The organism is Erwinia psidii (genome assembly GCF_003846135.1).
In the GTDB taxonomy this organism is placed as follows: domain Bacteria; phylum Pseudomonadota; class Gammaproteobacteria; order Enterobacterales; family Enterobacteriaceae; genus Erwinia; species Erwinia psidii.
In genome coordinates this window covers 153,472-176,413 of sequence record NZ_RHHM01000001.1, presented here as the reverse complement: position 1 = coordinate 176,413, position 22,942 = coordinate 153,472, and the positions used below count along the sequence as shown (strand labels likewise).

Genomic DNA, 22,942 nt, shown 5'->3' with positions numbered 1-22,942 from the left:
CCCTACCACGCCCCACCATAATTGGGCGTGACTTGTCCTTTACGGGTACAGAAACCGCTGAATATTTAGCGGTAATCCCGCGCTTTGCTTCAGGCTGCTAAACCTGGTCGCCCACGTTGGAGCAACGAGGCGAGAATAACGCCGACCAGTATTAGCTGGCAAGAAATAATGATTAACCTGCGGCTGGTTAGTGGTAACACATTTCAATCCGCGGCTGGATGCAGAAGGGAAAACGGGATTATAGATATACAAAACGGCTTATCCCACCTGTCCCATTTGTCCCAAATGCCGTAACTAAATGATTTAACTGAAAGTGCTTTTTATTTCTGGGATAAGTTGCCCTGATTTTGGGACAAGTTGACCTGTTTTCGACCTGTCCCGGCCACCAGCAGAGGCGAACTTATCCCAGAATAGCCCTGGCTTATCCCAAAACGCCCCCAACCTGTCCCACTTTTATCCCAGAAATAAGCATTCATACACTTTAAAAACAATAAGTTAATCTTTTATATATACCTCCGGGATAAGTGGGATAAGTCGTTTTACGCGCACGTGTAAGCTATTCGGGTGTGCTTTCTTCCGATCCCGGTGCAAACAGCAGAACGTATGCCCAGGGCCTGGCATTATTCAGGTGCTTCAGGCGCGGCGTTCTTATCTGCCAGTTTTTACCGCTGGTGGGTTTTTTGAGCATTCCGGCTTCATGGAGTATCCGCGCGGTGGCGTCTTTGTTGTGGCTCCCGGCGACATACTTTTTAAACGGTGCGGGCAGCACGTAGAACAGCAATGGATCATCGTATTGTTCACCGTTATCGCGATATCCCATCAGTTCGGGGATCGGTAAATCTCGCGGGTCATAATTCAGCGGAGCAAACCGGCTCATACCAAAGGCATTAAGAAACGCTGCGGCCTGCTCAACAATCTGCTGGTGCTCTTTGTTGCCGGTACCAAATTCGGCCACCCAGGCATTAAAGCTGTGCTGAACGGCATCCCGGCAGGCCTGCGCATCCCAGCCGGTGATATGGCCTGCCAGCAGCAATGCGGCCTCCATCACGGCAAAGCGTTCTCCGACGCGGTGAACCTGTTCCCCGTAACTTTCAGGGATAAGACCGCGCCAGCGTTCCCGTGCAGCCCCTGCGGCCTCCTGAGCCTCCTGCTGGTGGTCGGCAAGCCAGCGCACCCACTCACGCCCCGCCGCGCCGTGGTGTAGCGCCCATGCATCACGAAGGGCATCAGCATGGGCCTTGCCCGATGGCAGGCCGTGAAACACCGTGGCCTTTTCCAGAGGAACGTTAAGCAGGCGCACCAGTTGCCCCGCTTTGGGCCTGATACCCTGGCTCAACAGATAGGTTTCAATGTCCATTTCCCCGGTGCTTATGGCAACGGTGCGCCAGCGTTTTAACTCCCGGTTGCCACCATCTTTTGCCCCCTGTAGTTTTCCTGAACCGTTGAACAGCGTGTAAGCCGAGGTGGCTACTGATTTGGGGTCTGCTCCCTGTCCAACTTCATCCAGCGCCAGCAGACCGTCATGGTGTGCCTGTGCTTCATTGGCGATACCCAGCGCCGTGCCGTACCACGTCAGGCGCAACATCTCCGGGTTTCCGTAAAGGCTGCTGGCAATACTGGCCGTGGTGGTTTTACCGGCGCTGGACTGTTGGAAGAAATGCACACCGAACCCGTCAGCCCCCACCAGTCCGATTAGCGGAGCCGCCAGCGCAGCGGCAACGCCCAGCATCATCGACGGATTGCCCGCTACCAGCGCGGCGACATTTTCACGCCAGCTCTGTGCGGTTCCCGCCACGGTATGACCGGACGCCGTGGCGCTGCGTCCGTGGAAAATCACGCGCTTTTCACTGTCGCCGATAATTTCCCCGTCTGGCATGACGTAAACGCCGTGCTGCCACCCGGACAGCGTGGCAACGTTCCACAGCTCCCCGTTGTCGCTGTCCGTAAGATGGTCGGCCAGAATGGCACGAAGATGGGTTTTGGCCGTGACGCGCAACCCGCGATTGCTCAGGCGTGACCAACCCTCACGATTGCCGATATCACCCGCTGCGATAGCTTCAGTACGTTCCGGACGGTTGCCGGGTGGCTGCCAGCGCAAAACAACAAAATCGGTACCGTCACCCACGCCGGTCCCCAACACGTCCACCCTGCCGCATAACCACTGGCCGGGGCGCTGAAGCTCTCCGGATTTATCAATTTTGGGCATGACCCAGTACAGCCCACCAGCGCGGGCCTCCACGCGAGGGGCCAGCTCGTCCAGCGGCGCACGATTGCCGGTTGCTTTGCGCATATCGTCAACCAGGCTTTCGCCGCGTCCGGACTGCTCACGCACCCTGGCTAAATATTCCCGCCAGTCCTCCGGCTGCCGGTCGGTTATTCCCCTGTACAGCGCTGCATCCTGCACCCCGGCCAGCGCCAGCTTTTCACCAATGGCGTTAATCATGATCGGCTCAATCTCGCCCGCCAGATAGACGCGGGCAGCGCGGCGGCCTTTGTCGATAATGCGGAGGTTATCCAGCTCCGCCAGCTGCTTTGGCCCCAGATAAATCGGCGGGATGGTGTCTCCGGCTATCTTTTTGCCGTAATCCTCCTCCCACGCGCTGGCGTGGCTGTGTGCATCAGCACCGGCAAAAATAACCGCCTCGGTGAATTTATCTTTTGGCAGTTGCTTAACGTTCGGTGCAGATTTCATCGCGCAACGCTCCGCATTACCGCTGTCGTCCTGCCGGTTATGGTGGCCGTTCTCAGTAATTCCCCTGAGCGGGTAACGGCCACGTCAGCAGAGAACGCCGCCGCATCCACAGCACCGGCCAGGCGTCGCTTGCAGTTTATCGCTCTCTGACAATAAGGAATATTTGTTCGACTATTCATACTGGTAACCTCGTTGATTACTCACGTTCTGCCAGACGTTTTGCCAACCAGTTATTTACTTCATCTTCAAACCAGCCAACTCGGCGCAGGCCTACACGGAAACCTTTTGGAAATTCACCAGCGTTGATCATTTCCTGAAAGGAACTGTCCGAACTCAAGCGCAGGATCGCTTTAACTTCTTTCTTGAGTAGTATTTTTCGGTCTAAAAGGTTCATAACTCCATATCTCCACTACAACCGGTAACATCCGGTCAGTACAAGTAGTTAACCGATAAAATGATGAAAAGTGTGGTGGTAAAAAAATAAAGTTGGTGAGAAAAAATTGATGACTGGTAATTTTTTTATTTAATGGCCGAATCAGGGTGGAGGTTTGGGAAAGAAAAAATTCCCATGTTGAAAGTTTGGTAATAAAAAGCATCCTTGCATATGGTTAGTTAATAATCTTCAGGGTTTTCAGGATAGCTTTGTAGCGCTTCGGCAATCAGTTTTCTGAAGGACTCTGTTTTGTCATTTGTATATCCATCCATAAAACCAGCTATGGCCTCTGCTGCATCTTGCGCAATTTTGCTTTTGTTAATGTCTTTTCCCCATGTGTAAACGCCTTTGTGCTTACCAGCTAAGGTCCGTGTAAGGGCTGCTATCAGCAGGAGTGCCGCATTTTGAGGAGGGAAACTTTTTCTTAACGTTGGGGGCATGTCACGAGGATATAATGAGTTCGATTTTAGTGCTGGCAGGGCAGAACCATCAGGTGAATACCAGGGACTTTCATCAGAAAGTTCTTTCAAAGCCCAGGGCCATATTTCATTAGAGTAGAATTCTGCACCAACAATATTCTCACCTATATCTTGCCACTTGTTTTTGTAAGTTAGTTTTCCAGAACGCACCTCATAAAGAATTATATGCCAATACGAAACCGCAACATTATGAACATCTGAGTGACGATCTAAGTCCCTTAAGTGAAGGCAATCATAAACACCCGCCATAGCCAGGGCTACCTGTTCAGCGCTTACGGTCCGTTGGCGGCGTATATGATTTGGTAAATTAATAATATTATCTGTCATAAAACCGCCCTCATTCCACGAGTACCATTGGCAATGGTTATTCCGGTAGCTGCATTTTCGACGAACTCACCCCACCAGCGCATAAGCACAATGCGTTTTTCCAGATAGTTGCTGCGATTGTAGGCGCGGCGTACTTCGTTAGTATCAACGTGGGCGAGGGCAGCTTCTATCACGTCTGGCTCGAATCCTTCCTCATTCGCTGCGGTGCTGAATATGGCGCGTAGTCCGTGAGACACCAGCACCCCCTGATAGCCCATACGGCGCAACGCGGCATTGGCACTCTGGCTGCACATCGGTTTAGTGGGAGCTTTAAAGCTGGGAAAAATATATTCACGGAGGGCGCTGATTGGTTTCATTGCATCCAGTACAGCCAGTGCCTGGCTTGACAGGGGGATCACATGGTCACGGCGCATTTTCATTCGTCCGGCTGGTATCGTCCAGGTGTTATCTGCCTGGTTGATCTCTTCCCAACGACATTCAGCCGCTTCTACCGGACGAGTTACAGTCAGTAACTGCCATTCAATGAGTAACCGTGTTTGACGTTCAATACTGGCAACAGAAAGCGAGTTCATCAGTTCAGGCAACTGTTCCGGCCTGATGGTTGGCATATGCTTTTTGATAGGGGTAGGGAAGGCTTTTCTGACGTTGATGGCGGTGTTTATCTCAATGAGTCCGCTATTGGCTGCGAAATCCATTACTTCATTGATACGCTGTAAAACCCGTTTCAGGGTTTCAAGGTTTCCTCGCGCTTTGATCGGTTCGAGGAGAGTGACGAATTTACGTGCAGTGAGTTCATTGATTGGCGTCGTGCCGATGTCCGGGAATACATACTTTTCCAGCGATCGCCAAATGTCCTTAATCGTATTTGCAGCCAGATTCTGGCTTTTCTTCATCTCGTACCATTCAGCCGCCACTTTCTGGAAGGTGTTTCCCCGGCGTAATTCTTCAGCGTCATGTTTTTGCTGCTGGTGGCGCTGTGGATCGATGTTCCTTGCTAACAGTGCCTTTGCATTCATTCGACGTTCTCTGGCATCGGCCAACGACAGCTCTGGGTAATTCCCCAGCGTTAGAGTCGTGCGTTTACTTGTACCTGGTTTGTAATATCGAAGTTGCCATGTCTTTACTCCTGAAGGTTTCACTATCAGGATTAGCCCTCCACCATCGGTAAGGGTCATTTCTTTGTCAAAGGTCCTGGCATTTTTTATCTGTGTAGCAGTGAGTGGTGTGGTTCTGATTGCCATATGGGACTAGCTCCTTTGGGACTAAGGATCAACTAGTCCCAAATCTAGTCCTAAAGTTTCCGTCTGTAAACGGTCAGTCCCGATAGTTACAGGCAACAAAAAACCCGCAAACTCATTGAGAATACGGGTTTTTGCGGGATTTCCATCAGTAACCGGTACTAACAGAATATGTATTTGGTCGGCACGAGAGGATTTGAACCTCCGACCCCTGACACCCCATGACAGTGCGCTACCAGGCTGCGCTACGTGCCGACATTTGACAGCTGATTCTACTGAAATCTTTTACGAATGCAAGCGCCTAACATGTTGACTGCTATGAAATTAGCCAATTCCATTGCTAATTGGCAATAAAGCGCTTTTCTTCGGTCAGCACCTGCAACAGCAACGCCAACTGCGGTTTATGATCCTTCAAACGGTTGCCTGCATTGTCCCATGCTGTATAGCTCCCGTTATTGTCCAGCAACAGGGTAAGTTGCGGTGTGTTTATCACCAGCTGGCGGTTGCTGCTACTGGCTACCCACTCATTGCGTCGGCGCGCCGCAAACAGATCTTCACCCTGTGAATAATCAGACGTCGCGGTACTGACATGCAGCAAACGTTGCATCAGGGTCGCCATTACATCCGGGTGGTTAGTCAGTTTGTTAACCTGCTGTGGCGGCGTGTTTGGCCAGTGGATCACCAGCGGCACCCGCAAATTTGCACGATTACCCATGCTGGTGTCACCATCCAGCGCCATGCCATGCAGCGAGGTAATCACCACCACGGTATTGTTGAGTAAGCCTTTAGCCTGCAAGGTGGACAGCACCGTTTGAATCTGATTATCCACCGCAGCTGCGTTGCGTTGATAATGGCGGACTGACTTTTCCGGGGTGCTGTCACTCACGTCTTTCCCCGACAGGGAAAGATAGGAGAACCACGGCGCTTTGGGGTTGTTTTGCCCTTCGAGCCAGGTTTGCCATTGAGCGACCGTCTGTTCATCGGGCTGTTGTTTGGACAGCGGTAATGAGTAGTCAGCCAGCAGTGCCTGTCGATAGAGTGGGGAAGCAAAACCATCAGAAGCGAACAGACCAAACTGATATCCCTGTCTGCCAAGCGCATCTAAAAGGGCCGAAGGCATTCTTGCCGACAATACGCCATCCATGTAGCCGGGCGAAATGCCATAAAACAAACCAAACAGGCCGCTATCAGAGCTGCTACCAGCACTGAAATGCTGGGTAAAATTGAGATTATCATTGGCAAACTGCGTTAAATGAGGCAACGATTTCGCAAGCGTTGCCTCATTTAACCCATCGACGGTAATCACCAGCAAGTTATTGCGTGTCCCGCCATCGCGAAACGTGATGTTATTTAGGGGGTAAGCGACCGACACGGCTTCAGGATTACCCTGTTCGACCAGCCTACGCTGGTATTCCTGTGCATCCAGCAGACCATGCTTTTCAAGGAAACGGCGCGCTGTCATTGGATAGGAAAGCGGCAGGTTAGAGCGCTGCATGGTGATCGGGCGATAGAAATTTGCATCAGCCCAGATATACATAACGTGGCTGGTGCAAAACGCCACGATAAAGAGCACCGCCAGTGGCTTACCGAAATTACGCCGGTCAAGGCTACGCAGTTTCTGCCAGCTCCAGGTGGCAAACAGCATTTCCACCAGGAAAATAGCCGGAACGCTGATGAACATGAGTTGCCAGTCTCGCGCCAGTTCGCTTTGATCGGGGTTGACCACCAGTTCCCACACCACCGGGTTAAGATGCAGATGGAAGCGATTAAAAACGGCGCTATCCACCAGAATCAGCGTCAGCCCAGTGGTGGCAACCATTGCGGACAAAAAGCGAAGCAGTCGTTGTGACATCACCACAAAGGTCAGCGGAAAAATAATCAGCAGATAGGTGGCGAACACGATAAAGCTGAAATGACCAATCCAACTGGTAAAGGCGTAAATACGTCCTACCAGCGAAGCTGGCCAGTCAGAAACAAACAGGTAACGGCTACCGAGGATAAAGGCAAAAAGGATATTAAACAGGGCGAACCAGTGCCCCCAGCCTATCATCTGGGAGACTTTTTCACGGTAGCGCTGCTGATTTGTTACCATATCAGGGTCAAAATTTTCACGTTAATGTGTTTTATCTTCACGTACCGACGCTTGCAGGGCGTCAGCAAATGAACGTGCCAGCGCGTTACGCTGAGCGGATGATACGCTGGTATTGATCAAATTGGTGACCATATTTCCAAGAACCATCAGGGAAAGATCGGTCGGGGCCTGATCTTTTTCAAGAATATTAACCATGTCAGCGAGCAGTTTTTCCACGCGCTCGTCACTGTATCGGGATTGTTGTGGCATAGAGTCGAATTTACTGAGTATCAAAAGGCAATATCCTACCGTAAATGTACGATTTTTTCTGCACTTTTATCGCAATGCATTGGTTAATGTTGTTGTCTGTTGATTGCTGCATCGCCGGGTGATTGAATACGCGCCTGGGTCCCATAAAGGAGAGTTTACCATGAGTCTGGATATCGACCAGATTGCCCTGCATCAGATGATCAAGCGCGATGAACAGACGCTGGAGCTGGTGTTACGTGAGTCTTTGCTGCCTGCCAATGGCCCGGTGACCGCCATGATGGAAGAGCTGCATCGCGTTTACAGTGCCAAAAGTAAAGCATACGGTTTGTTCGATCAGGAGAGTGAACTGGCCGCTGCATTACGTCATTGTCGCAAAGGCGAGGATGATTTTCTGGCGTTCAGCCGTGCTGCAACAGCACGCCTGCGTGATGAGCTGGCTAAATACCCCTTTGCTGACGGCGGTATTGTTCTGTTTGGGCATTATCGTTATCTGGCGGTGGAATATCTGCTGGTCGCGGTACTTAACAGCCAAAGCAGTATGCGGGTTAATGAAGAGCTGGATATCAGCAGTACGCACTATCTTGATATCCATCATGCCGATATTGTTGCCCGTATTGATCTGACTGAATGGGAAACCAATCCTGAATCGACCCGCTATCTGACGTTTCTGCGTGGCAGGGTTGGCCGTAAGGTTGCCGACTTTTTTATGGATTTTCTCGGTGCCAGTGTCGGGCTGGATACCAAAGCGCAAAACCGTGGGCTGTTACAGGCTGTTGATGATTACTGCGATCGGGCCAGTCTGGACAAGAATGAGCGCCAGAACTATCGCCAGCAGGTGTACAGTTACTGTAATGAACAGTTGCAGGCGGGTGAAGAGATTGCCCTGGAAGCGTTATCCGGTGAGCTGGCCCCACTGGGGGAACAAACCTTTCAGGCTTTCACTCAGGAGCAGGGTTACGCGTTGGAAGAGCACTTTCCAGCCGATCGCAGCACATTACGTCAACTGACCAAATTCGCGGGTAGTGGGGGAGGGTTAACCCTGAATTTCGATGCGTTGTTATTGGGGGAGCGCATTTTCTGGGATCCAGCGACGGATACCCTGACCATTAAGGGCACCCCGCCTAACCTTCGCGATCAGCTACAGCGTCAAAACGGCAGCAACTGAGCGCAAAAAAAAACGCCGCATATCGCGGCGTTTTTTTATCGGAGACGAACGGCAATTAAGCGCGAACGAAATCGATGTGGTGCAGTTTTGGCTTGAACGGGTGACGCTGTACAGCCTGCACTTTCACTTTGGTTTCTTTGCCATTGATAACCAGAGTCAGCACTTCGCTGTAGAACTCAGGCTTAGCCTGCATGTTCATCACCGAGTCGTGGTCCAGTTCGATGGCAACAGCTGCATCTTTACCGCCATAAATAATGGCCGGGAATTTGTTAGCTGCACGCAGGCGGCGGCTCGCACCCTTACCCTGCTCTTTACGTTCTTCTGCATTGATAGTGAACATTGTTCAGTCTCTTAAAGTGATTATCCTGCTACAGGCGACCCAGCAACAGGTTGGTATTTCAGCTTCTGCGGTTGCAAAAGCGGGGCGGATTATAGCCTTACTTCAGGTGTTCCGGCAACGGCTATATGCCGCGTTTTATTTTGCGGGTCACTGTCCGACCCTGGGCTAATGGGGTAGCCATTGATGTCAGCGAAGCTCCCAGGCCCGGCGATAACGCCCCTGATAGTCGAAAACTTTCTCGCGGATTTGCCAGTAATGGCGCTGTTTTCGGGCCACAACAAAGTCGGGGTGTCGCAATAATGGCTCCATAGCAATAATGTCCTCTGCGCTTTTCCACACCATCGCAATGCCCGGCGCGCGCTGGTGGGGGCGCAGGAAAATCTGTTCAAAGGCGGTACGCTGAGCGGGGGTACTCAGACGGAAACGTTCACTCACTTCTGTGGCATCTTCGTCATAATAGCGTGCTTTCAGCCACTCGCCTTTTTCATCAGATCCGCATTCGAGTCGCATTGCAGCGCAGCGCAGCACCAGAGCATCTTTCAGTTTCAGCGCGGCTTTCAGCATATCGTCGGGGTCCACCAGTACCGCCTCACACTGATGACATCGGCGGGCAGCAATATCATTTTCGGCAAGGCAGTGCGGGCAGCTCTTGTAACGAAAGCGATAATCGCACTGCTGGCGTTCGCCATCACTGTTTTCAACGATCCCCTGGCAGCGACGGCCATAATGTTCAGTGATGGTGCCATCTGACGCGAGTTTTCCCCAGAAAATGTTGGCAAAATCGCAGGTTGGACAAAAAACCTGCACCGGCTGGTTATCGCTTTTGCCCCTGGGAGTGCCGACTTCCGGTGTAAAAATATCATGTGCATTGCCCGCATAATCAAGGATCAGGCAGTCCCGTTTGCCGGGACAAAGGCGCAGTCCACGCCCCACAATCTGTTGATAAAGGCTGACCGATTCAGTGGGGCGCAGGATGGCTATCAGATCAACGTGCGGTGCATCAAACCCGGTGGTCAGCACGGCCACATTAACCAGATAGCGCAGCTGGCGTGCTTTGAACGCAGCGATCAATGCATCGCGCTCGCTGGCAGGCGTAGCTGCGGTAATCAGTGCATTATCCTGCGGTAACAGACCCGCCACTTCTCTGGCATGTTCGACCGTTGCGGCAAAAATCATTACACCCTGACGGTCCAGGGAGAATTCGACGATCTGTCTGATAATATGTGGCGTTATCCGCCGCTGTTGAGTCAGTTCACGGTTGAGATCGGCCTCGCTAAACAGGCCATTGTCTCTGGCGGTCAGACGACTGAAATCATACTGTACGACCGGCATATCAAGCCTCTCTGGCGGCACCAGAAAGCCGTGTTTAATCATATACCGTAGTGGCAGTTCGTAAATACAGTCCCGGAAAAGCGCATGTTCATTGCCACGTACCATACCGTGGTAATGAAACTGGTAAATCCAGCCCTTCCCCAGTCGGTAGGGCGTTGCGGTCAGACCGAGCAGTCGCAGCTGGGGGTTACGCAGACGAAGATGGCTGAGGATTGTCTGATACTGACTGTCAACAGCGTCGCTGATGCGGTGGCATTCATCGACAATCAGCAGCGTAAATTCACCGTCGAACTGCTGCAGGTTGCGTGCTACTGACTGCACGCTGCCAAAAACCACTTTGCTCTGGCTCTCCCGTCGTTGCAGTCCTGCGGCAAAAATATCCGCTTTCAGGCCATAGGATTGATATTTGCTGTGATTCTGTGCGACCAGTTCTTTGACGTGGGCCAGAACCAGCACGCGGCCACGGGCGCGCTTAGCCAGTTCAGCAATCACCAGACTTTTACCGGCACCGGTGGGCAGTACAATGACCGCAGGGTGGTGGGAACCACGGAAGTGGGTGAGGGTGGCTTCAACCGCCTCGTGCTGATAAGGGCGCAGTGTAAATGACATTACTGTTTGATGAGTTCCGCGAACAAAGCCGCATTATGTCACGAAAGCTTGTGTGATGTTTACCGGGCTCTGTGCCTGTGGGCGAACTCCCGATATACTGCCGTCTGAGATTGCGGGCGTGACGCCATGTCAAATATCCGCACGTCCTTCATCCGTCTCTTTCAGAGGCGTCAGTTTTTTTCATTCAAACAGGCAGTACAGATTTAATGCGACTTGATAAATTTTTATCTCAGCAACTGGAAATCAGTCGGGCTATTGCCGGACGTGAGTTACGGGCACGCAAAGTTACCGTGGATGGTGAGGTGGTGCGTGACGGTGCCTTCAGGCTTAGCCCGGAAAATGAGGTGGCATACGACGGAAACCCGCTGCAACTGCAAATCGGGCCGCGTTATTTTATGCTTAACAAACCGCAGGGATACGTCTGTTCCACTGACGATCCCGATCACCCCACCGTGCTGTATTTTCTTGACGAGCCTGCTGCGTATAAATTACATGCGGCAGGGAGGCTGGATATTGATACCACCGGGCTGGTGCTGATGACCGACGATGGGCAATGGTCGCACCGTATTACTTCCCCGCGCCATCACTGCGAAAAAACCTATCTGGTCACCCTTGAATCTCCGCTTAGCGCAGATACGGCAGAGAAATTTACAGCTGGTGTGCAGCTACACAATGAAAAAGACCTTACGAAACCGGCTCTGCTGGAGGTGATCGGCGCATCTCAGGTGCGTCTGACCATTAGCGAAGGGCGCTACCATCAGGTTAAACGGATGTTTGCAGCCGTAGGGAACCATGTGGTGGCGTTGCATCGTGAGCGTATCGGCGGGATCAAACTTGATGCAGAACTGCAACCGGGTGAATACCGCACGTTGACGGCAGAAGAGATTGCCAGCGTTGCTGCCGCGTCAGGCAAAAAAATAAACAAGGAATGACAAGCGTGCGCAAGGAAAAAAACTCCTCGCTGGGACTGGTAGTGATCCTCGGGCTGCTGGCAATGCTGATGCCGTTATCGATTGATATGTATCTGCCTGCACTACCGCAGATTGCCAGAGAGTTCGGCGTGTCTGCTGGTAGTGTACAGATGACGCTGAATATCTACATTCTTGGTTTTGCGCTGGGCCAGTTAATTTACGGTCCGCTGGCCGACAGTTTTGGTCGCAAGCCAGTGATTTCCGTTGGGACGCTGGTTTTCGCGGTGGCGGCAGCCGCCTGTGCGATGGCGCAAACCATCGATCAGCTTATCTTTATGCGCCTGTTGCATGGCCTGTCGGCGGCCGCGGGCAGCGTGGTGATCAGCGCCCTGATGCGTGACTGCTACTCGAAAGAGGAGTTTTCCCGCATGATGTCCTTTGTAATGCTGGTGACGACCATTGCGCCACTGCTGGCACCGATTGTTGGCGGCTGGCTACTGCTGATCTGGAGCTGGCATGCTGTTTTCTGGAGCATCTCAATGGTAGCCGTTGTCACCACGGTGATGGTGGTGACACAGATTAAAGAGACGCTGCCAGCAGATAAACGCCAGAAATTCCACTTGCGAACCACGTTGTTAAACTTCCTGTCGCTGGTTCGCCATAAGCGCGTATTTAGCTATATGCTGGCCAGCGGCTTCTCCTTTGCCGGTATGTTCTCCTTTCTCAACGCCGGGCCATTTGTCTATATCGAACTGAACCACATCTCACCGCAGAATTTTGGTTACTACTTTGCGCTAAATGTGGTGTTCCTTTTTCTGATGACGCTGGTTAACAGTCGATCGGTACGTCGCTTTGGGCCGGTGGTGATGTTTCGTTTTGGCCTGCTGGTGCAGCTCAGCATGGCCGTATGGATGGTGGTGGTCAGTGCGTTCAATCTTGGATTTTTGCCACTGGTATTTGGAGTGGCCTTATATATTGGTTGTGTTGCCATGGTGTCGTCAAACGCGATGGCGGTCATTCTCGAAGAATTTCCACATATGGCGGGGACGGCTTCATCGCTGGCGGGGACGCTGCGTTTTGGCGTGGGTGCTTTGACCGGTGCGCTGCTGTCCACCATAACCTTTACCAGCGCATGGCCAATGGTCAGTTCGATCTTCATTTGTGCCACGCTTTCTGTGCTGTTGTTGAGCTATGCAATCCGATCACACCAGGGTGCTGCCGGCTGAATAACACATCCGCGCGAGCTTTCGGTGTTTTTTTCATATGTTGCTATAATGTGAAAATAACGCTACAAAAAGATATCTCTGTGCAACAAAGTGATTGTTATCGGAACGATAAAGCGGTAAAAATAATGTTAAAATGGGAGCGAGATCTCAAAAAATAGTGCCATTATGACCGATAAATGCAGACGCAGTTGGCTGGCTGCATAATCTAAACACCGCTTGTTTGCCGCGGAACAACGGCACTTCAGCGATACCGGTCTGGGGGAACAGCATGAATACATTACAACATTCAGTGGTACACCGTCTGCCTCAGAGTTATCGATGGGGTGGTGGAGGTCGTGGGGCGAGTGTGGAGCCACTGCTTATCAGCAGCATAGCAACCGATGACGATTTGGTGGGACTTAGCCTGCTAAGCCACCATGGCGCACAGGCCTGGGATGTGATGCAGATGATTAAAGACGCACTGGCTGAAATCCAGCTTGACTGCTCCGTCGTTGAATGGGAGGGGGAACCATGCCTGTTTGTCGCCCGCCATGATGAATGCGCTACCACCTGTCGGCTTAAAAATTTCGGTGTCGGCATTGCTGAGCCATTTAAAAATGCATCTGCCTGATTATCTCAATCAGGCAGATTTTCTCATTTCAGTGCCAGTAGCTGTTGTGTGTAAGCCTGCTTTGGTGCAGCAAAAATCTGTTCACATTCTCCCTGTTCAACCACTTCCCCCTGGCGTAACACCACCATCTGATGACAGAGTGAACGAACCACCTGCAAATCATGACTGATAAAAATGTATGCCAGCCGGTGCTCCTGCTGCAGCTTTTTCAGCAGAGCAAGAATTTGTTTCTGTACCGAGCGATCCAGTGAAGAGGTCGGCTCATCAAGAATAATCAGCCGGGGTTTCAGAATGACCGCTCTGGCAATCGCCACGCGCTGACGCTGGCCGCCTGAAAACTCAGTCGGATAGCGATGTCGGGTTTCCGGGTCAAGCCCGACTTCCTGCATCATCGCCATTACTTTCTCTTCCCGCTGTGCGGCTGTCAGTTCGGGATGATGTACCTGCAAGCCTTCTGCGATAATCTGCAACACGGTCAGTCTGGGGTTCATGGATGAATTGGGGTCCTGAAATACCACCTGTACCTGGCGTCTGATCGGCAACATTTTCCGGCGATCCCATTGGTGCAGAGGTTGTCCGGCGAACCAGATTTCTCCCTGTGACGGAATTAATCGCAGAAGGGCCAGACCGGTAGTGCTCTTTCCAGAACCTGATTCGCCCACCAGTCCCAGACTTTCACCGGGACGTAGCGTAAAGCTCAGTGATTTCAGTGCGTGGTGATAGCCGCCGAACCGTCGCATTATGCCCTGTCTCAGCGGGAACGAGACCGTCAGCCGATCCACATGCAGCAACGGAGTCGTCTGGCTGTCGAACGGGTCGGGACGACCATCCGGCTCAGCATCAAGCAGTGCTTTGGTATAGGGATGGGCCGGGGCGCTGAACAACCGCGTCAGGCTGTTGCTTTCCACATTCTGCCCCTGGCGCATTACTGTCACATTATCGGCCAGCCGACGGACAATATTCAGATTATGGGTGATGAACAACAGCCCCATATTCAGCTCCTGCTTCAGCTCTTGCAGCAAAAGCAGAATCTGAGCCTGCACCGTCACATCCAGCGCCGTGGTCGGTTCATCAGCGATCAGCAACTCCGGCCGGGTCAGTAAGGCCATAGCAATCATCACCCGCTGTCGCTCGCCACCGGAAAGCTGATGAGGAAAAGCGCTCAGCCGCCTGCCTGCCTGACGTATACCCACGCGATCAAGGCAGCTAAGCATTTCGGCGCGGGCAGCCTCCCGACGCATCCCGCGGTGGAGCGACAATACTTCATACAGCTGCTTTTCAATATTGTGCAATGGATTGAGGGAGACCATTGGTTCCTGGAAGATCATCGTCATGCGATTACCACGCCATCCCCGCAGCGTTCGCTCATCGGCTTTCAGCACATCCTGTCCGGCAAACAGGATCTCGCCCTGCGGATAATGGACCGGTGGCTCTGGCAACAGGCGCATTACCGACTGTGCCGTCACGCTTTTTCCCGATCCTGATTCGCCCACCAGCGCCAGCGTTTCCCCGGCAGCCACCGACAGTGAAAGATTGTCCACCACCAGGCGGCTTGCGCCGCCCTGACGAAAAGCAATACTTAAGTTTTTTATGCTCAGCAGTGACATCAGTGCACCTTACTGGGGTCGAAGGCGTCACGAACCGCCTCGCCGATAAAAATCAGCAGCGACAGAAGGAGAGCCAGCGTAAAGAAAGCGGTTATTCCGAGCCAGGGGGCCTGTAAGTTGTTTTTTCCCTGCAACAGCAGTTCACCCAGTGAAGGGGAGCCAAGCGGCAGACCAAAGCCAAGAAAGTCAAGGGAGGTCAGCGTGGTGATGGAGCCACAAAGAATAAATGGCAGATAGGTCAGTGTCGCCACCGTGGCATTCGGCAGCATATGCCTCAGCATAATTTTGCGATCGCTGACTCCCAGCGCCTGAGCCGCACGAATGTAGTCAAAATTGCGTGCGCGGAGGAATTCAGCTCTGACCACGCCGACCAGTTGCATCCAGCCGAACATAACGGTGATAGCCAGCAGCCACCAGAATCCGGGTTGGATAACGCTTGAGAGCAGAATAATCAAAAACAGTGTTGGCATCCCGGACCAGACCTCAATCATCCTCTGGCCCCACAAATCAACCCGGCCACCGTAATAGCCCTGACAGGCACCGACGATAATGCCAATAATGCTGGACATGAGCGTCAGCATCAGGCCAAACAGCAGTGAAATGCGCGTACCATAAAGTAATCTTGCCAGCACATCGCCGCCGTTGGCATCGGTTCCCAGCCAGTTTTGCAAAGACGGCGGGGAAGGGAAGGGAACTCTGGAGGCAAAGTTAATAGTACCATCACCAAAACGAACCGGCGCCCAGATGGCCCATCCCTGTTGCTCAATACGGGACTTCAGCCACGGATCCTGATAATCGGCAGCGCTGGCCAGCGGGCCGCCAAAATCCGATTCACTGTAATTGACCAGCAGTGGAAATCGGGTCTGGCCCTGATAATGCACCACCAGGGGTTTATCATTTGCCAGCAGTTCGGCACCAAGGCACAACACAAATACCACGGCAAAAATCCACAGTGACCAGTAGCCCCGGCGGTTTTGGCGGAATCTCGCCCAACGGGCCTGGTTTACAGGGCTTAAACGGCTCATTGGCGTGCCTCAAAATCAATGCGCGGATCGACCAGCGTATAGGTAATATCGCTGAGGATATTCAGCAACAGGCCAATCAGGGTGAAGATATAAAGCGTGCCGAACATGACCGGATAATCACGCTGAATGGTGGCATCGTAGCCCAGCAGGCCAAGACCATTTAGCGAGAACATCACTTCGATCAGCAGCGAGCCGGTAAAAAACATACTGATGAAGGTGGCGGGAAAACCCGCAATCACCAGCAGCATGGCGTTGCGAAATACATGACGGTAAAGGATTTTTTTTTCATCCAGCCCTTTAGCGCGTGCGGTTACCACGTACTGTTTACGGATTTCATCCAGAAAGGCATTTTTTGTCAGCATGGTCAGCGTGGCAAACCCGCCGATGACCGTTGCCGCAACCGGCAGGGTGATATGCCACAAATAGTCGGCAATCTTGCCGTACCACCGCAGGCTGTCAAACTGGGCAGATACCAGCCCGCGTAATGGAAACCAGTCAAAATAACTGCCGCCAGCAAACAGCACGATCAAAATCGTTGCAAACAGAAATGACGGAATGGCATAACCGACAATAATGATGCTGCTGCTCCAGATATCGAAGGCGCTGCCATTGCGCACGGCTTTTTTGATACCCAACGGAATCGATACCAGATAAATGATCAGTGTGCTCCACAGGCCAAGGGTCATTGAAACCGGCAGGCTGTTTTTAATCAGTTGAATAACCGAGCTACTGCGGAACAGGCTGTCACCGAAATCAAAACGCAGATAGCTCCACAGCATGCTGAAGTAACGCTCATAAATCGGCTTATCGAAACCATAACGTTTGGTGATTTCGGCAACCACCTCCGGGTCCAGACCGCGCGAACCGCGATACTGATTGTCACCAGGATTCAGATTGACTTTGTTTTTGCCCTGAGCTTGCAGTGTGCCAGCCGTGCCCGGCATGCCGGTGCTCTGTCCAAACTCAATGTTTGCCAGCGCCTGATCCACCGGGCCGCCCGGCGCGATTTGTACAATGAAAAAGTTGATGGTAATGATTGCCCACAGGGTGGGGATCATCAGTAACAATCTGCGTAGCAGGTAATTGCCCAAACTCTGCTCCTTATCGACGTTGGGCCGGCAACTGCGCGGCTTTATTGACATCGTACCACCAGCTGTCGAAACCTGATGACCAGGTAGGACGTGTTTCTGGCATGGAAAACTTATTCCACCAGGCGTAACGATCGTTCGCGCTGTGCCACATTGGGATCATATAGAAATTCCACAGCAAAACCCGGTCAAGCGCCCGTCCCAGAGGAAGTAACGCGGCTTTATTGCCCTGCCGTTGACTGATTTGAGCAAGCAGGTTGTCAATCACAGGGTTGGAAACATGCGGGCGGTTATAGCTGGAATTGATATACTGCGTTGCCCAGTACATTTGCAGGCCGCTGTCCGGGAAAGGCATTGCCGGATAAGGCGACATCAGCATATCAAAATCACTTTTCCGCAGGCGGGCGAGGTACTGTGAACTGTCGACCTGGCGGATGTTTAATTTGATGCCAATTCTTGTCAGATTATGCTGGAAGGGCAGTATCCACTGATCGTTACCGCCGCTCTGGGTCAGCAGTTCGAAGCTGAATGGAACACCGGTTTTTACGTTGACCAGACGCTGATTTTTCAGTTGCCAGCCTGCCTGCTTTAATAAATCCAGCGCTTTTAGCAGATTGTCACGATCGTATCCGCTACCGTCAGTATGAGAGGGTTGATAAATTTGCGAGAAAACCTCATCCGGGATCTTACCTTTAAACGGTGCCAGAATTTCCAGTTCTTTGGCATCCGGGTAATTCCGTGCAGCGTATTCCGTGTTCTGGAAATAGCTGTTGGTTCGTTTATACGCACCGTAAAACAACGTCCTGTTCATCCACTCAAAATCGAACACCAGTGAGATGGCCTCGCGCACTCGTCTGTCGTTGAACAACGGTTTCTGCACGTTGAATGCCAGCCAGGTAGTGGCGCTGGCAACCTTGTTTGGCTGCTCATCCTTGACGATGTAATGGTTGCTGAAATTCTTACCCTGATACTGAGTGGCCCATTTTTTTGCCGATCCCTCAGCGCGGAAATCAAATGCCCCGGCTTTAAAAGCTTCGAAAGCGACATTGTCATCCAGGTAATAGTCGTAGCGCAGGGTGTCAAAGTTACGCAATCCCTTATTCACCGGCAGGTCTGCCGCCCAATAGTCCTTAACCCTGGAATAAGTCACGGACTGACCGACTTTATAGCGGGATATCCGGTAAGGTCCGCTGGCAGGGGGCGGAGTGGCGAGAGGTTCATTCAGTTTGTGGTCTTGCCAGAATTTTTCAGGAAACACCGGCAGAGTGAGCAGCGACAACATTTTATCGCGATCGCTTTCCGGCAGGTCAAAACGCACGGTCAGCCCCGTAATCGCTTTCGCCGTCACGCCTTTAAAAACCACCCTAAACTGCGGCACGCCTTCGGTCATAAACTTATTAAAAGTAAAAGCCGCGTCTTTTGCGGTCATCGGCGTGCCATCCTGAAAACGCGCCTGAGGTTTAAGGGTGACTTCCAGCCAACGGAAACTGTCAGGGTAGCGGGCGAATTCAGCAATCAACGGATAATAGCTACCCGCTTCATCGTCAGGGGAGACAAACAGGGTGTCATAGAGTGTCTCTGATCCTGCGGCCGGATTACCTCGTGAGGCGTAACGATTGAAATTGTCATAGGTACCGATTGCCGAGAGGACGATATCTCCACCCTTAGGTGCTGCCGGATTGACATAATCATAATGGCTGAAGTCTGTCGCATATTTCGGTTCGCCAAGTTGGGCAAAGGCATAACTCTCATTACTATTTTCAGCCAACGCCAACGGTGCGGTAACACTGAAGATTATCAGGGCAAACCAGCGCAAGATCATTATCTTATTCAACTCCGCAAACAAAATCCTAAGCTGCCCAGTCCCGGCAGCAGTACGAACGCTCAAGCCTAACAGCAGTATGCTGGCTGTGGCAATGCACCACTGATGCAACAGAATTAACTCAGAAACAGTTTCGGCTGGTTTTGCTGCATATATTCCATTAACTGCGGGACGGTACAGGGGCGACTGAACAGATAGCCCTGAAGATGGGAAACACCACGACGAATCAGCCAGGACGCCTGTTCGCTGTTTTCCACACCCTCTGCCACGACAAGCATGCCCAGCTTACTGACCATGGTCAGAACGGCTTCAAGGACCGGTGAGTGCAGGGTTTTACTGTTGATATTTTCAATAAAACCCCTGTCAATTTTAAGATAATCAAAGTTGAATTTATCAAGATAAATCAGTGCGCTGTGTCCGGTGCCGAAATCATCAACAGCGATACTGATCCCCTGATTACGGATCCAGTTGAACACCGGTTGCGTACTGTGTTCATCCAGTATGGTTCGTTCAGTAATTTCAAAGACGTAGTTGAAGTGATCCTGCGGCATCGCCTCCAACCATGCCGCGACGTCATCACAGAAACAGTTGTCAGCGAGATGATTTGGCGAAATGTTCAGATTGAATCCGGTTCCCACCGGCAGAATACGACGAAGTATATGGCTGTCACGCGCTACCAGTTCAAACAGATGACGTGTTAAAGGGGCGATAAGATTCGTACTCTCCGCGTAGCTGATAAACCGATCGGGAGGAATACTGCCCTTTTCAGGATGGGTCCAGCGTAGCAAGGCTTCAATACATGAAATTTTGCCACTCATTGTTGCAATAACAGGTTGATATACAACATGAAAGTTGCCACGCCGGATCCCCTCTAAAATATCCCTGCCGGGGCGCATCCGTCGGGACACCAGCATATAAAAAACGAAACCGCTTAGTAGGGCGAACAGCATACCGGCCAGCAGCACCATGGTTATGTCATCAACCAGGATCGGCTTACCATAAAGCAGTAGGGTAAGAGGCAAACCAGGCATCACCAGCATTCCTGATGAATTACCGGATACGGCGGTGAGATTGTGAATATGCTGTTCCCAACTGTTCAAGGCTATATCCATGTTGGCAGGTAGCATAGTGGCCAGTGCCTGTTGGTGAGTGGCAAGTAACAAATAGAGCGGAAGGTTAATGTTGAGGGGAGCCAGTTCGATGCTGTGAGGTATATGTGGATCTTTCAGCCATATTGCCAGGTCTGACTTATTGGGCATGAGCGTCGGCAGACACATGTTTATGACTTCGTTGGGGCCGGTGTCCGCTGATAACCTGGCAAGGTTTACAGGCATATTGCCACTGGAAGAAGAACAAAAAAACAGGGCGTTGTTTACCTGCATAAAGGTTCGGTTACTGATGTTTAAGGCGGCTCGTTCAGTTAAATTCTGGCTGCTGTTGCTCAGATAGGCGTTACCCGGTTTTTTTGGGGTGCCATTTACGTCGTAGGGAGGAGAACTGCTGAGCTTGCTGCGATCTTCACTGTGATGCTGCGAGACAAATACCAGAGCACTGGTGATAAACAGCAGAAAAGCGAACAGGGCAATGGCCACACTGTAACAGGCTATTTTGCACGTATTCGTATTATCCTGCCTGGAAGTTATTGAAAATGGCATTGGGTTGATCTCCCGTTAGTGCCTGTTTTTATTATTGTGCTGTCTTGCTCTGGTGTCCAGCTGGCAGGATATAACGGCTGTGTGCTGTCTGTCTTCCGATAATTGGCGTTCAAAACGGATTTTGTCTTTGTCAGTCCGTTGTGCCGGATAAAGGCCAACAAAAAAACGCTGCCATGGCAGCGTTTTGTTTTTTCGTTTCGCAGACTTCAGGATCGATAATCAGCTTTGCGAGCGGTTTAGTACTCTGCGTGCATCACGGTAGCGGTTCTTCCAGTATGCTTCATTCATATTAGAAATCGTCACGCCGTTGCTGGTGGAAGCATGCACAAAGTTATCATTGCCCAGGTATATGCCAACGTGACGTCCTGTTGAACCCGCACGGAATAACACTAAGTCTCCCGGACGTAATCTGGCGCGCTGAATACTTTTTCCGGCATCTTCCTGTTCATAGGTTGAGCGAGGTAAATCCATGCCAAACTGTTCACGAAAGGTGGTCTGAACAAAAGCTGAACAGTCTATGCCGCGTTTGTTGGTACCGCCAAGACGATAACGAACGCCTTTCCAGTCAGAATACTGTTCCATCAGACGGGATTTAATGTCCACATTCTGGACCAACTGTTCAAATTCATCCTGAGACGCTTGCAGTAAAAAACCATTTTTGTCTTTAACTGCATGGGTATCAGTTTGTGCATTGTTGCTGGTATTCGTCGAGCTACAGGCTGAAAGCAATGTTGCCAGAGCAACCGCGGGAACAAGCCGCCATATATATCTCAGAATCGGTTGAGACTTGACCATTATAAATGTGATCCCTTGAAGTCCTTAACGACAATGTCGCTAGCTAAATTGCGAAACGAAACGAGAGTAAGTTATCACGGTAAAGTAAGACAATTCCTGAATGGTTAAAATGTGTTTGTGAGCACAATTTAAAATGTAAATTTCAGAAATATAGCTATTGGTTTTTACCAGATAAAAATGAGGTTACCCGATTAAAGACCGCATGGCGAGCGGTTTTCACGACTTTTTTACCGGATTTTATAATGTCAAACTGCTTCGCCATTAACGCGCCACCGTATCGGCATGGTGCGAAAAAACTTTAACTAAAGCAGACAAAAACAGGGTGAAAATTTGTTTTTTTCATGATTTTTAGATTGGAATCTCATTTTTTTTACTAATCCAGAGCTTTTCACTAACATGGGGTCATAAACTGATCTTTTATGAAATATTCGTTCAGCCAGCCTGGCAGAAAATGAACAGCAATTGACAGTATTGATAACACCTTATTTTGCTGTCCACGGAGCATTAAATTACTTAGTTGGCTTATATTTTCCAGGTAAGTGAAAATATAAGGCGTTCACTAAATAATCACTGGCTGGCGCAATTAACCACCAGCTCATTCCAACCAGAACGATGGAAAGAGAACCTACCGCCACATCAGTAAACCAGTGTGCGCCAATCATTATACGCGGAGCGGCAAATACCAACACAATTATCACGGCGATTAAAAACGCACCCCTGGTAAAATAACGCAGCATAAAACAGGCAAAAACCATTAGCATCATGCCGTGATCACCCGGAAAACTGTCGGCAGAAGCATCTTTAGTGGGAATGCCGGTCAGCTTCGCTACGTGGTTAACCCCTGGAAAGAATTTTGTTGGACTGCGATGCGAAACGGGGATCAGATGACCCAGTTGGTTTAGCAGCAGGGCGCTGAATAACATTGTCATGCCGATGGCAAACATGCGGCGGCGACCTTCTGGCGTTTCACGTCGCCAGAAGTGAAGATAAAGCGCCCCCATTGCCAGTAACGAAACGCCATCAAAAAGTCGAAAATTGGTTATTGCGACCAGCCACAGCAACGCTTTATTGGTAACCAGCCGGTCGTTAAACCAGAAAAAAATACTTTTATCTGTGATAAACCAAAATCCATGATTCTCAGGAAGATACCAGGAAAAGAACAGCGCAAAACCCACCAGGTTAAGAACCATAATGCTGATAAATTTTTTTATATTCATTGCTGGCTAATTATAAGATTGAAAATTACC

Annotated in this window: 20 protein-coding genes and 1 tRNA gene; 4 read left to right on the top strand and 17 right to left on the bottom strand. The window is 51.0% G+C overall.

Annotation, left to right across the window (positions count from 1 at the left end; all coding sequences use genetic code 11):
• Positions 1-556 precede the first annotated feature (556 nt).
• The 8 genes from EB241_RS00735 to EB241_RS00700 form a co-directional block, all read right to left on the bottom strand.
• Entirely contained in the window at positions 557-2,692 is a 2,136-nt protein-coding gene (locus EB241_RS00735) for a DUF927 domain-containing protein (RefSeq protein ID WP_124231327.1), read from the bottom strand.
• Positions 2,689-2,871, bottom strand: coding sequence for a hypothetical protein (locus tag EB241_RS00730; RefSeq protein ID WP_124231326.1), 183 nt, complete (start codon positions 2,869-2,871; stop codon positions 2,689-2,691). Before EB241_RS00730 ends, EB241_RS00735 begins: the two co-directional genes overlap by 4 nt.
• A 17-nt stretch (positions 2,872-2,888) precedes the next feature.
• Positions 2,889-3,086, bottom strand: a complete 198-nt coding sequence (locus EB241_RS00725) for a helix-turn-helix transcriptional regulator (protein ID WP_124231325.1) — start codon at positions 3,084-3,086, stop codon at positions 2,889-2,891.
• Positions 3,087-3,304: 218 nt separating this feature from the next.
• Positions 3,305-3,931, bottom strand: a complete 627-nt coding sequence (locus EB241_RS00720) for a hypothetical protein (protein ID WP_124231324.1) — start codon at positions 3,929-3,931, stop codon at positions 3,305-3,307.
• On the bottom strand, positions 3,928-5,172 hold the full coding sequence (locus tag EB241_RS00715) for an integrase domain-containing protein (RefSeq protein ID WP_124231323.1): 1,245 nt from the start codon (positions 5,170-5,172) through the stop codon (positions 3,928-3,930). Before EB241_RS00715 ends, EB241_RS00720 begins: the two co-directional genes overlap by 4 nt.
• Positions 5,173-5,347: 175 nt before the next feature.
• A tRNA-Pro gene (locus EB241_RS00710) sits at positions 5,348-5,424 on the bottom strand.
• An 85-nt stretch (positions 5,425-5,509) separates the two neighbouring features.
• On the bottom strand, positions 5,510-7,261 hold the full coding sequence (yejM, locus tag EB241_RS00705; protein ID WP_124231322.1) for an LPS biosynthesis-modulating metalloenzyme YejM: 1,752 nt from the start codon (positions 7,259-7,261) through the stop codon (positions 5,510-5,512).
• Between the two features lie 21 nt (positions 7,262-7,282).
• A complete protein-coding gene (locus EB241_RS00700) occupies positions 7,283-7,510 on the bottom strand; it encodes a YejL family protein (protein WP_124231321.1) in 228 nt (75 codons plus the stop codon).
• A 160-nt stretch (positions 7,511-7,670) separates the two neighbouring features.
• Here EB241_RS00700 and yejK point away from each other — a divergent pair, with 160 nt between their 5' ends.
• Positions 7,671-8,675 (top strand): nucleoid-associated protein YejK, encoded by a 1,005-nt coding sequence (gene yejK / locus EB241_RS00690; protein WP_124231319.1) that lies wholly within the window; start codon positions 7,671-7,673, stop codon positions 8,673-8,675.
• A gap of 55 nt (positions 8,676-8,730) precedes the next feature.
• Here the strand turns inward: yejK and rplY are convergent, their stop codons facing one another.
• Entirely contained in the window at positions 8,731-9,015 is a 285-nt protein-coding gene (gene rplY, locus EB241_RS00685; RefSeq protein WP_124231318.1) for a 50S ribosomal protein L25, read from the bottom strand.
• Between the two features lie 186 nt (positions 9,016-9,201).
• Positions 9,202-10,956, bottom strand: coding sequence for a DEAD/DEAH box helicase (locus EB241_RS00680; protein ID WP_124231317.1), 1,755 nt, complete (start codon positions 10,954-10,956; stop codon positions 9,202-9,204).
• A gap of 206 nt (positions 10,957-11,162) precedes the next feature.
• Between EB241_RS00680 and rsuA the strand changes: the two genes are divergently transcribed.
• The 3 genes from rsuA to EB241_RS00665 all read left to right on the top strand — a co-directional run bounded on the left by rsuA (position 11,163) and on the right by EB241_RS00665 (position 13,703).
• Positions 11,163-11,888, top strand: a complete 726-nt coding sequence (rsuA, locus tag EB241_RS00675; RefSeq protein WP_124231316.1) for a 16S rRNA pseudouridine(516) synthase RsuA — start codon at positions 11,163-11,165, stop codon at positions 11,886-11,888.
• Between the two features lie 5 nt (positions 11,889-11,893).
• Positions 11,894-13,093, top strand: coding sequence for a Bcr/CflA family multidrug efflux MFS transporter (locus EB241_RS00670; protein ID WP_124231315.1), 1,200 nt, complete (start codon positions 11,894-11,896; stop codon positions 13,091-13,093).
• 268 nt (positions 13,094-13,361) lie between these two features.
• Positions 13,362-13,703: a YejG family protein gene (locus EB241_RS00665; protein ID WP_124231314.1), complete on the top strand. Its 342-nt coding sequence runs from the start codon at positions 13,362-13,364 to the stop codon at positions 13,701-13,703.
• A 23-nt stretch (positions 13,704-13,726) separates the two neighbouring features.
• Here EB241_RS00665 and yejF read toward each other — a convergent pair whose 3' ends face one another.
• The 7 genes from yejF to EB241_RS00630 all read right to left on the bottom strand — a co-directional run bounded on the left by yejF (position 13,727) and on the right by EB241_RS00630 (position 22,912).
• On the bottom strand, positions 13,727-15,310 hold the full coding sequence (gene yejF / locus EB241_RS00660; protein WP_124231313.1) for a microcin C ABC transporter ATP-binding protein YejF: 1,584 nt from the start codon (positions 15,308-15,310) through the stop codon (positions 13,727-13,729).
• The gene (locus EB241_RS00655; RefSeq protein WP_124231312.1) at positions 15,310-16,335 is read right to left on the bottom strand and encodes a microcin C ABC transporter permease; all 1,026 of its coding nucleotides are present in this window, start codon (positions 16,333-16,335) and stop codon (positions 15,310-15,312) included. Before EB241_RS00655 ends, yejF begins: the two co-directional genes overlap by 1 nt.
• The gene (locus EB241_RS00650) at positions 16,332-17,426 is read right to left on the bottom strand and encodes a microcin C ABC transporter permease YejB (RefSeq protein ID WP_124231311.1); all 1,095 of its coding nucleotides are present in this window, start codon (positions 17,424-17,426) and stop codon (positions 16,332-16,334) included. The genes EB241_RS00655 and EB241_RS00650 overlap by 4 nt, the downstream gene beginning before the upstream one ends.
• 10 nt (positions 17,427-17,436) lie before the next feature.
• Positions 17,437-19,245: an extracellular solute-binding protein gene (locus EB241_RS00645; RefSeq protein WP_124231310.1), complete on the bottom strand. Its 1,809-nt coding sequence runs from the start codon at positions 19,243-19,245 to the stop codon at positions 17,437-17,439.
• 116 nt (positions 19,246-19,361) lie between these two features.
• Positions 19,362-20,900, bottom strand: a complete 1,539-nt coding sequence (locus EB241_RS00640) for a cyclic di-GMP phosphodiesterase (RefSeq protein WP_124231309.1) — start codon at positions 20,898-20,900, stop codon at positions 19,362-19,364.
• Positions 20,901-21,119: 219 nt separating this feature from the next.
• Positions 21,120-21,695, bottom strand: coding sequence for a bifunctional murein DD-endopeptidase/murein LD-carboxypeptidase (mepS, locus tag EB241_RS00635; RefSeq protein WP_124231308.1), 576 nt, complete (start codon positions 21,693-21,695; stop codon positions 21,120-21,122).
• Positions 21,696-22,204: 509 nt separating this feature from the next.
• A complete protein-coding gene (locus EB241_RS00630) occupies positions 22,205-22,912 on the bottom strand; it encodes a phosphatase PAP2 family protein (RefSeq protein WP_124231307.1) in 708 nt (235 codons plus the stop codon).
• Positions 22,913-22,942 lie beyond the last annotated feature (30 nt).

Bases quoted from the DNA above. Each gene is read 5' to 3' on its own strand.
- EB241_RS00735 (WP_124231327.1), bottom strand. From the start codon at position 2,692: ATGAAATCTGCACCGAACGTTAAGCAACTGCCAAAAGATAAATTCACC.
- EB241_RS00730 (WP_124231326.1), bottom strand. From the start codon at position 2,871: ATGAATAGTCGAACAAATATTCCTTATTGTCAGAGAGCGATAAACTGC.
- EB241_RS00725 (WP_124231325.1), bottom strand. From the start codon at position 3,086: ATGAACCTTTTAGACCGAAAAATACTACTCAAGAAAGAAGTTAAAGCG.
- EB241_RS00720 (WP_124231324.1), bottom strand. From the start codon at position 3,931: ATGACAGATAATATTATTAATTTACCAAATCATATACGCCGCCAACGG.
- EB241_RS00715 (WP_124231323.1), bottom strand. From the start codon at position 5,172: ATGGCAATCAGAACCACACCACTCACTGCTACACAGATAAAAAATGCC.
- yejM (WP_124231322.1), bottom strand. From the start codon at position 7,261: ATGGTAACAAATCAGCAGCGCTACCGTGAAAAAGTCTCCCAGATGATA.
- EB241_RS00700 (WP_124231321.1), bottom strand. From the start codon at position 7,510: ATGCCACAACAATCCCGATACAGTGACGAGCGCGTGGAAAAACTGCTC.
- yejK (WP_124231319.1), top strand. From the start codon at position 7,671: ATGAGTCTGGATATCGACCAGATTGCCCTGCATCAGATGATCAAGCGC.
- rplY (WP_124231318.1), bottom strand. From the start codon at position 9,015: ATGTTCACTATCAATGCAGAAGAACGTAAAGAGCAGGGTAAGGGTGCG.
- EB241_RS00680 (WP_124231317.1), bottom strand. From the start codon at position 10,956: ATGTCATTTACACTGCGCCCTTATCAGCACGAGGCGGTTGAAGCCACC.
- rsuA (WP_124231316.1), top strand. From the start codon at position 11,163: ATGCGACTTGATAAATTTTTATCTCAGCAACTGGAAATCAGTCGGGCT.
- EB241_RS00665 (WP_124231314.1), top strand. From the start codon at position 13,362: ATGAATACATTACAACATTCAGTGGTACACCGTCTGCCTCAGAGTTAT.
- yejF (WP_124231313.1), bottom strand. From the start codon at position 15,310: ATGTCACTGCTGAGCATAAAAAACTTAAGTATTGCTTTTCGTCAGGGC.
- EB241_RS00655 (WP_124231312.1), bottom strand. From the start codon at position 16,335: ATGAGCCGTTTAAGCCCTGTAAACCAGGCCCGTTGGGCGAGATTCCGC.
- EB241_RS00645 (WP_124231310.1), bottom strand. From the start codon at position 19,245: ATGATCTTGCGCTGGTTTGCCCTGATAATCTTCAGTGTTACCGCACCG.
- EB241_RS00640 (WP_124231309.1), bottom strand. From the start codon at position 20,900: ATGCCATTTTCAATAACTTCCAGGCAGGATAATACGAATACGTGCAAA.
- mepS (WP_124231308.1), bottom strand. From the start codon at position 21,695: ATGGTCAAGTCTCAACCGATTCTGAGATATATATGGCGGCTTGTTCCC.
- EB241_RS00630 (WP_124231307.1), bottom strand. From the start codon at position 22,912: ATGAATATAAAAAAATTTATCAGCATTATGGTTCTTAACCTGGTGGGT.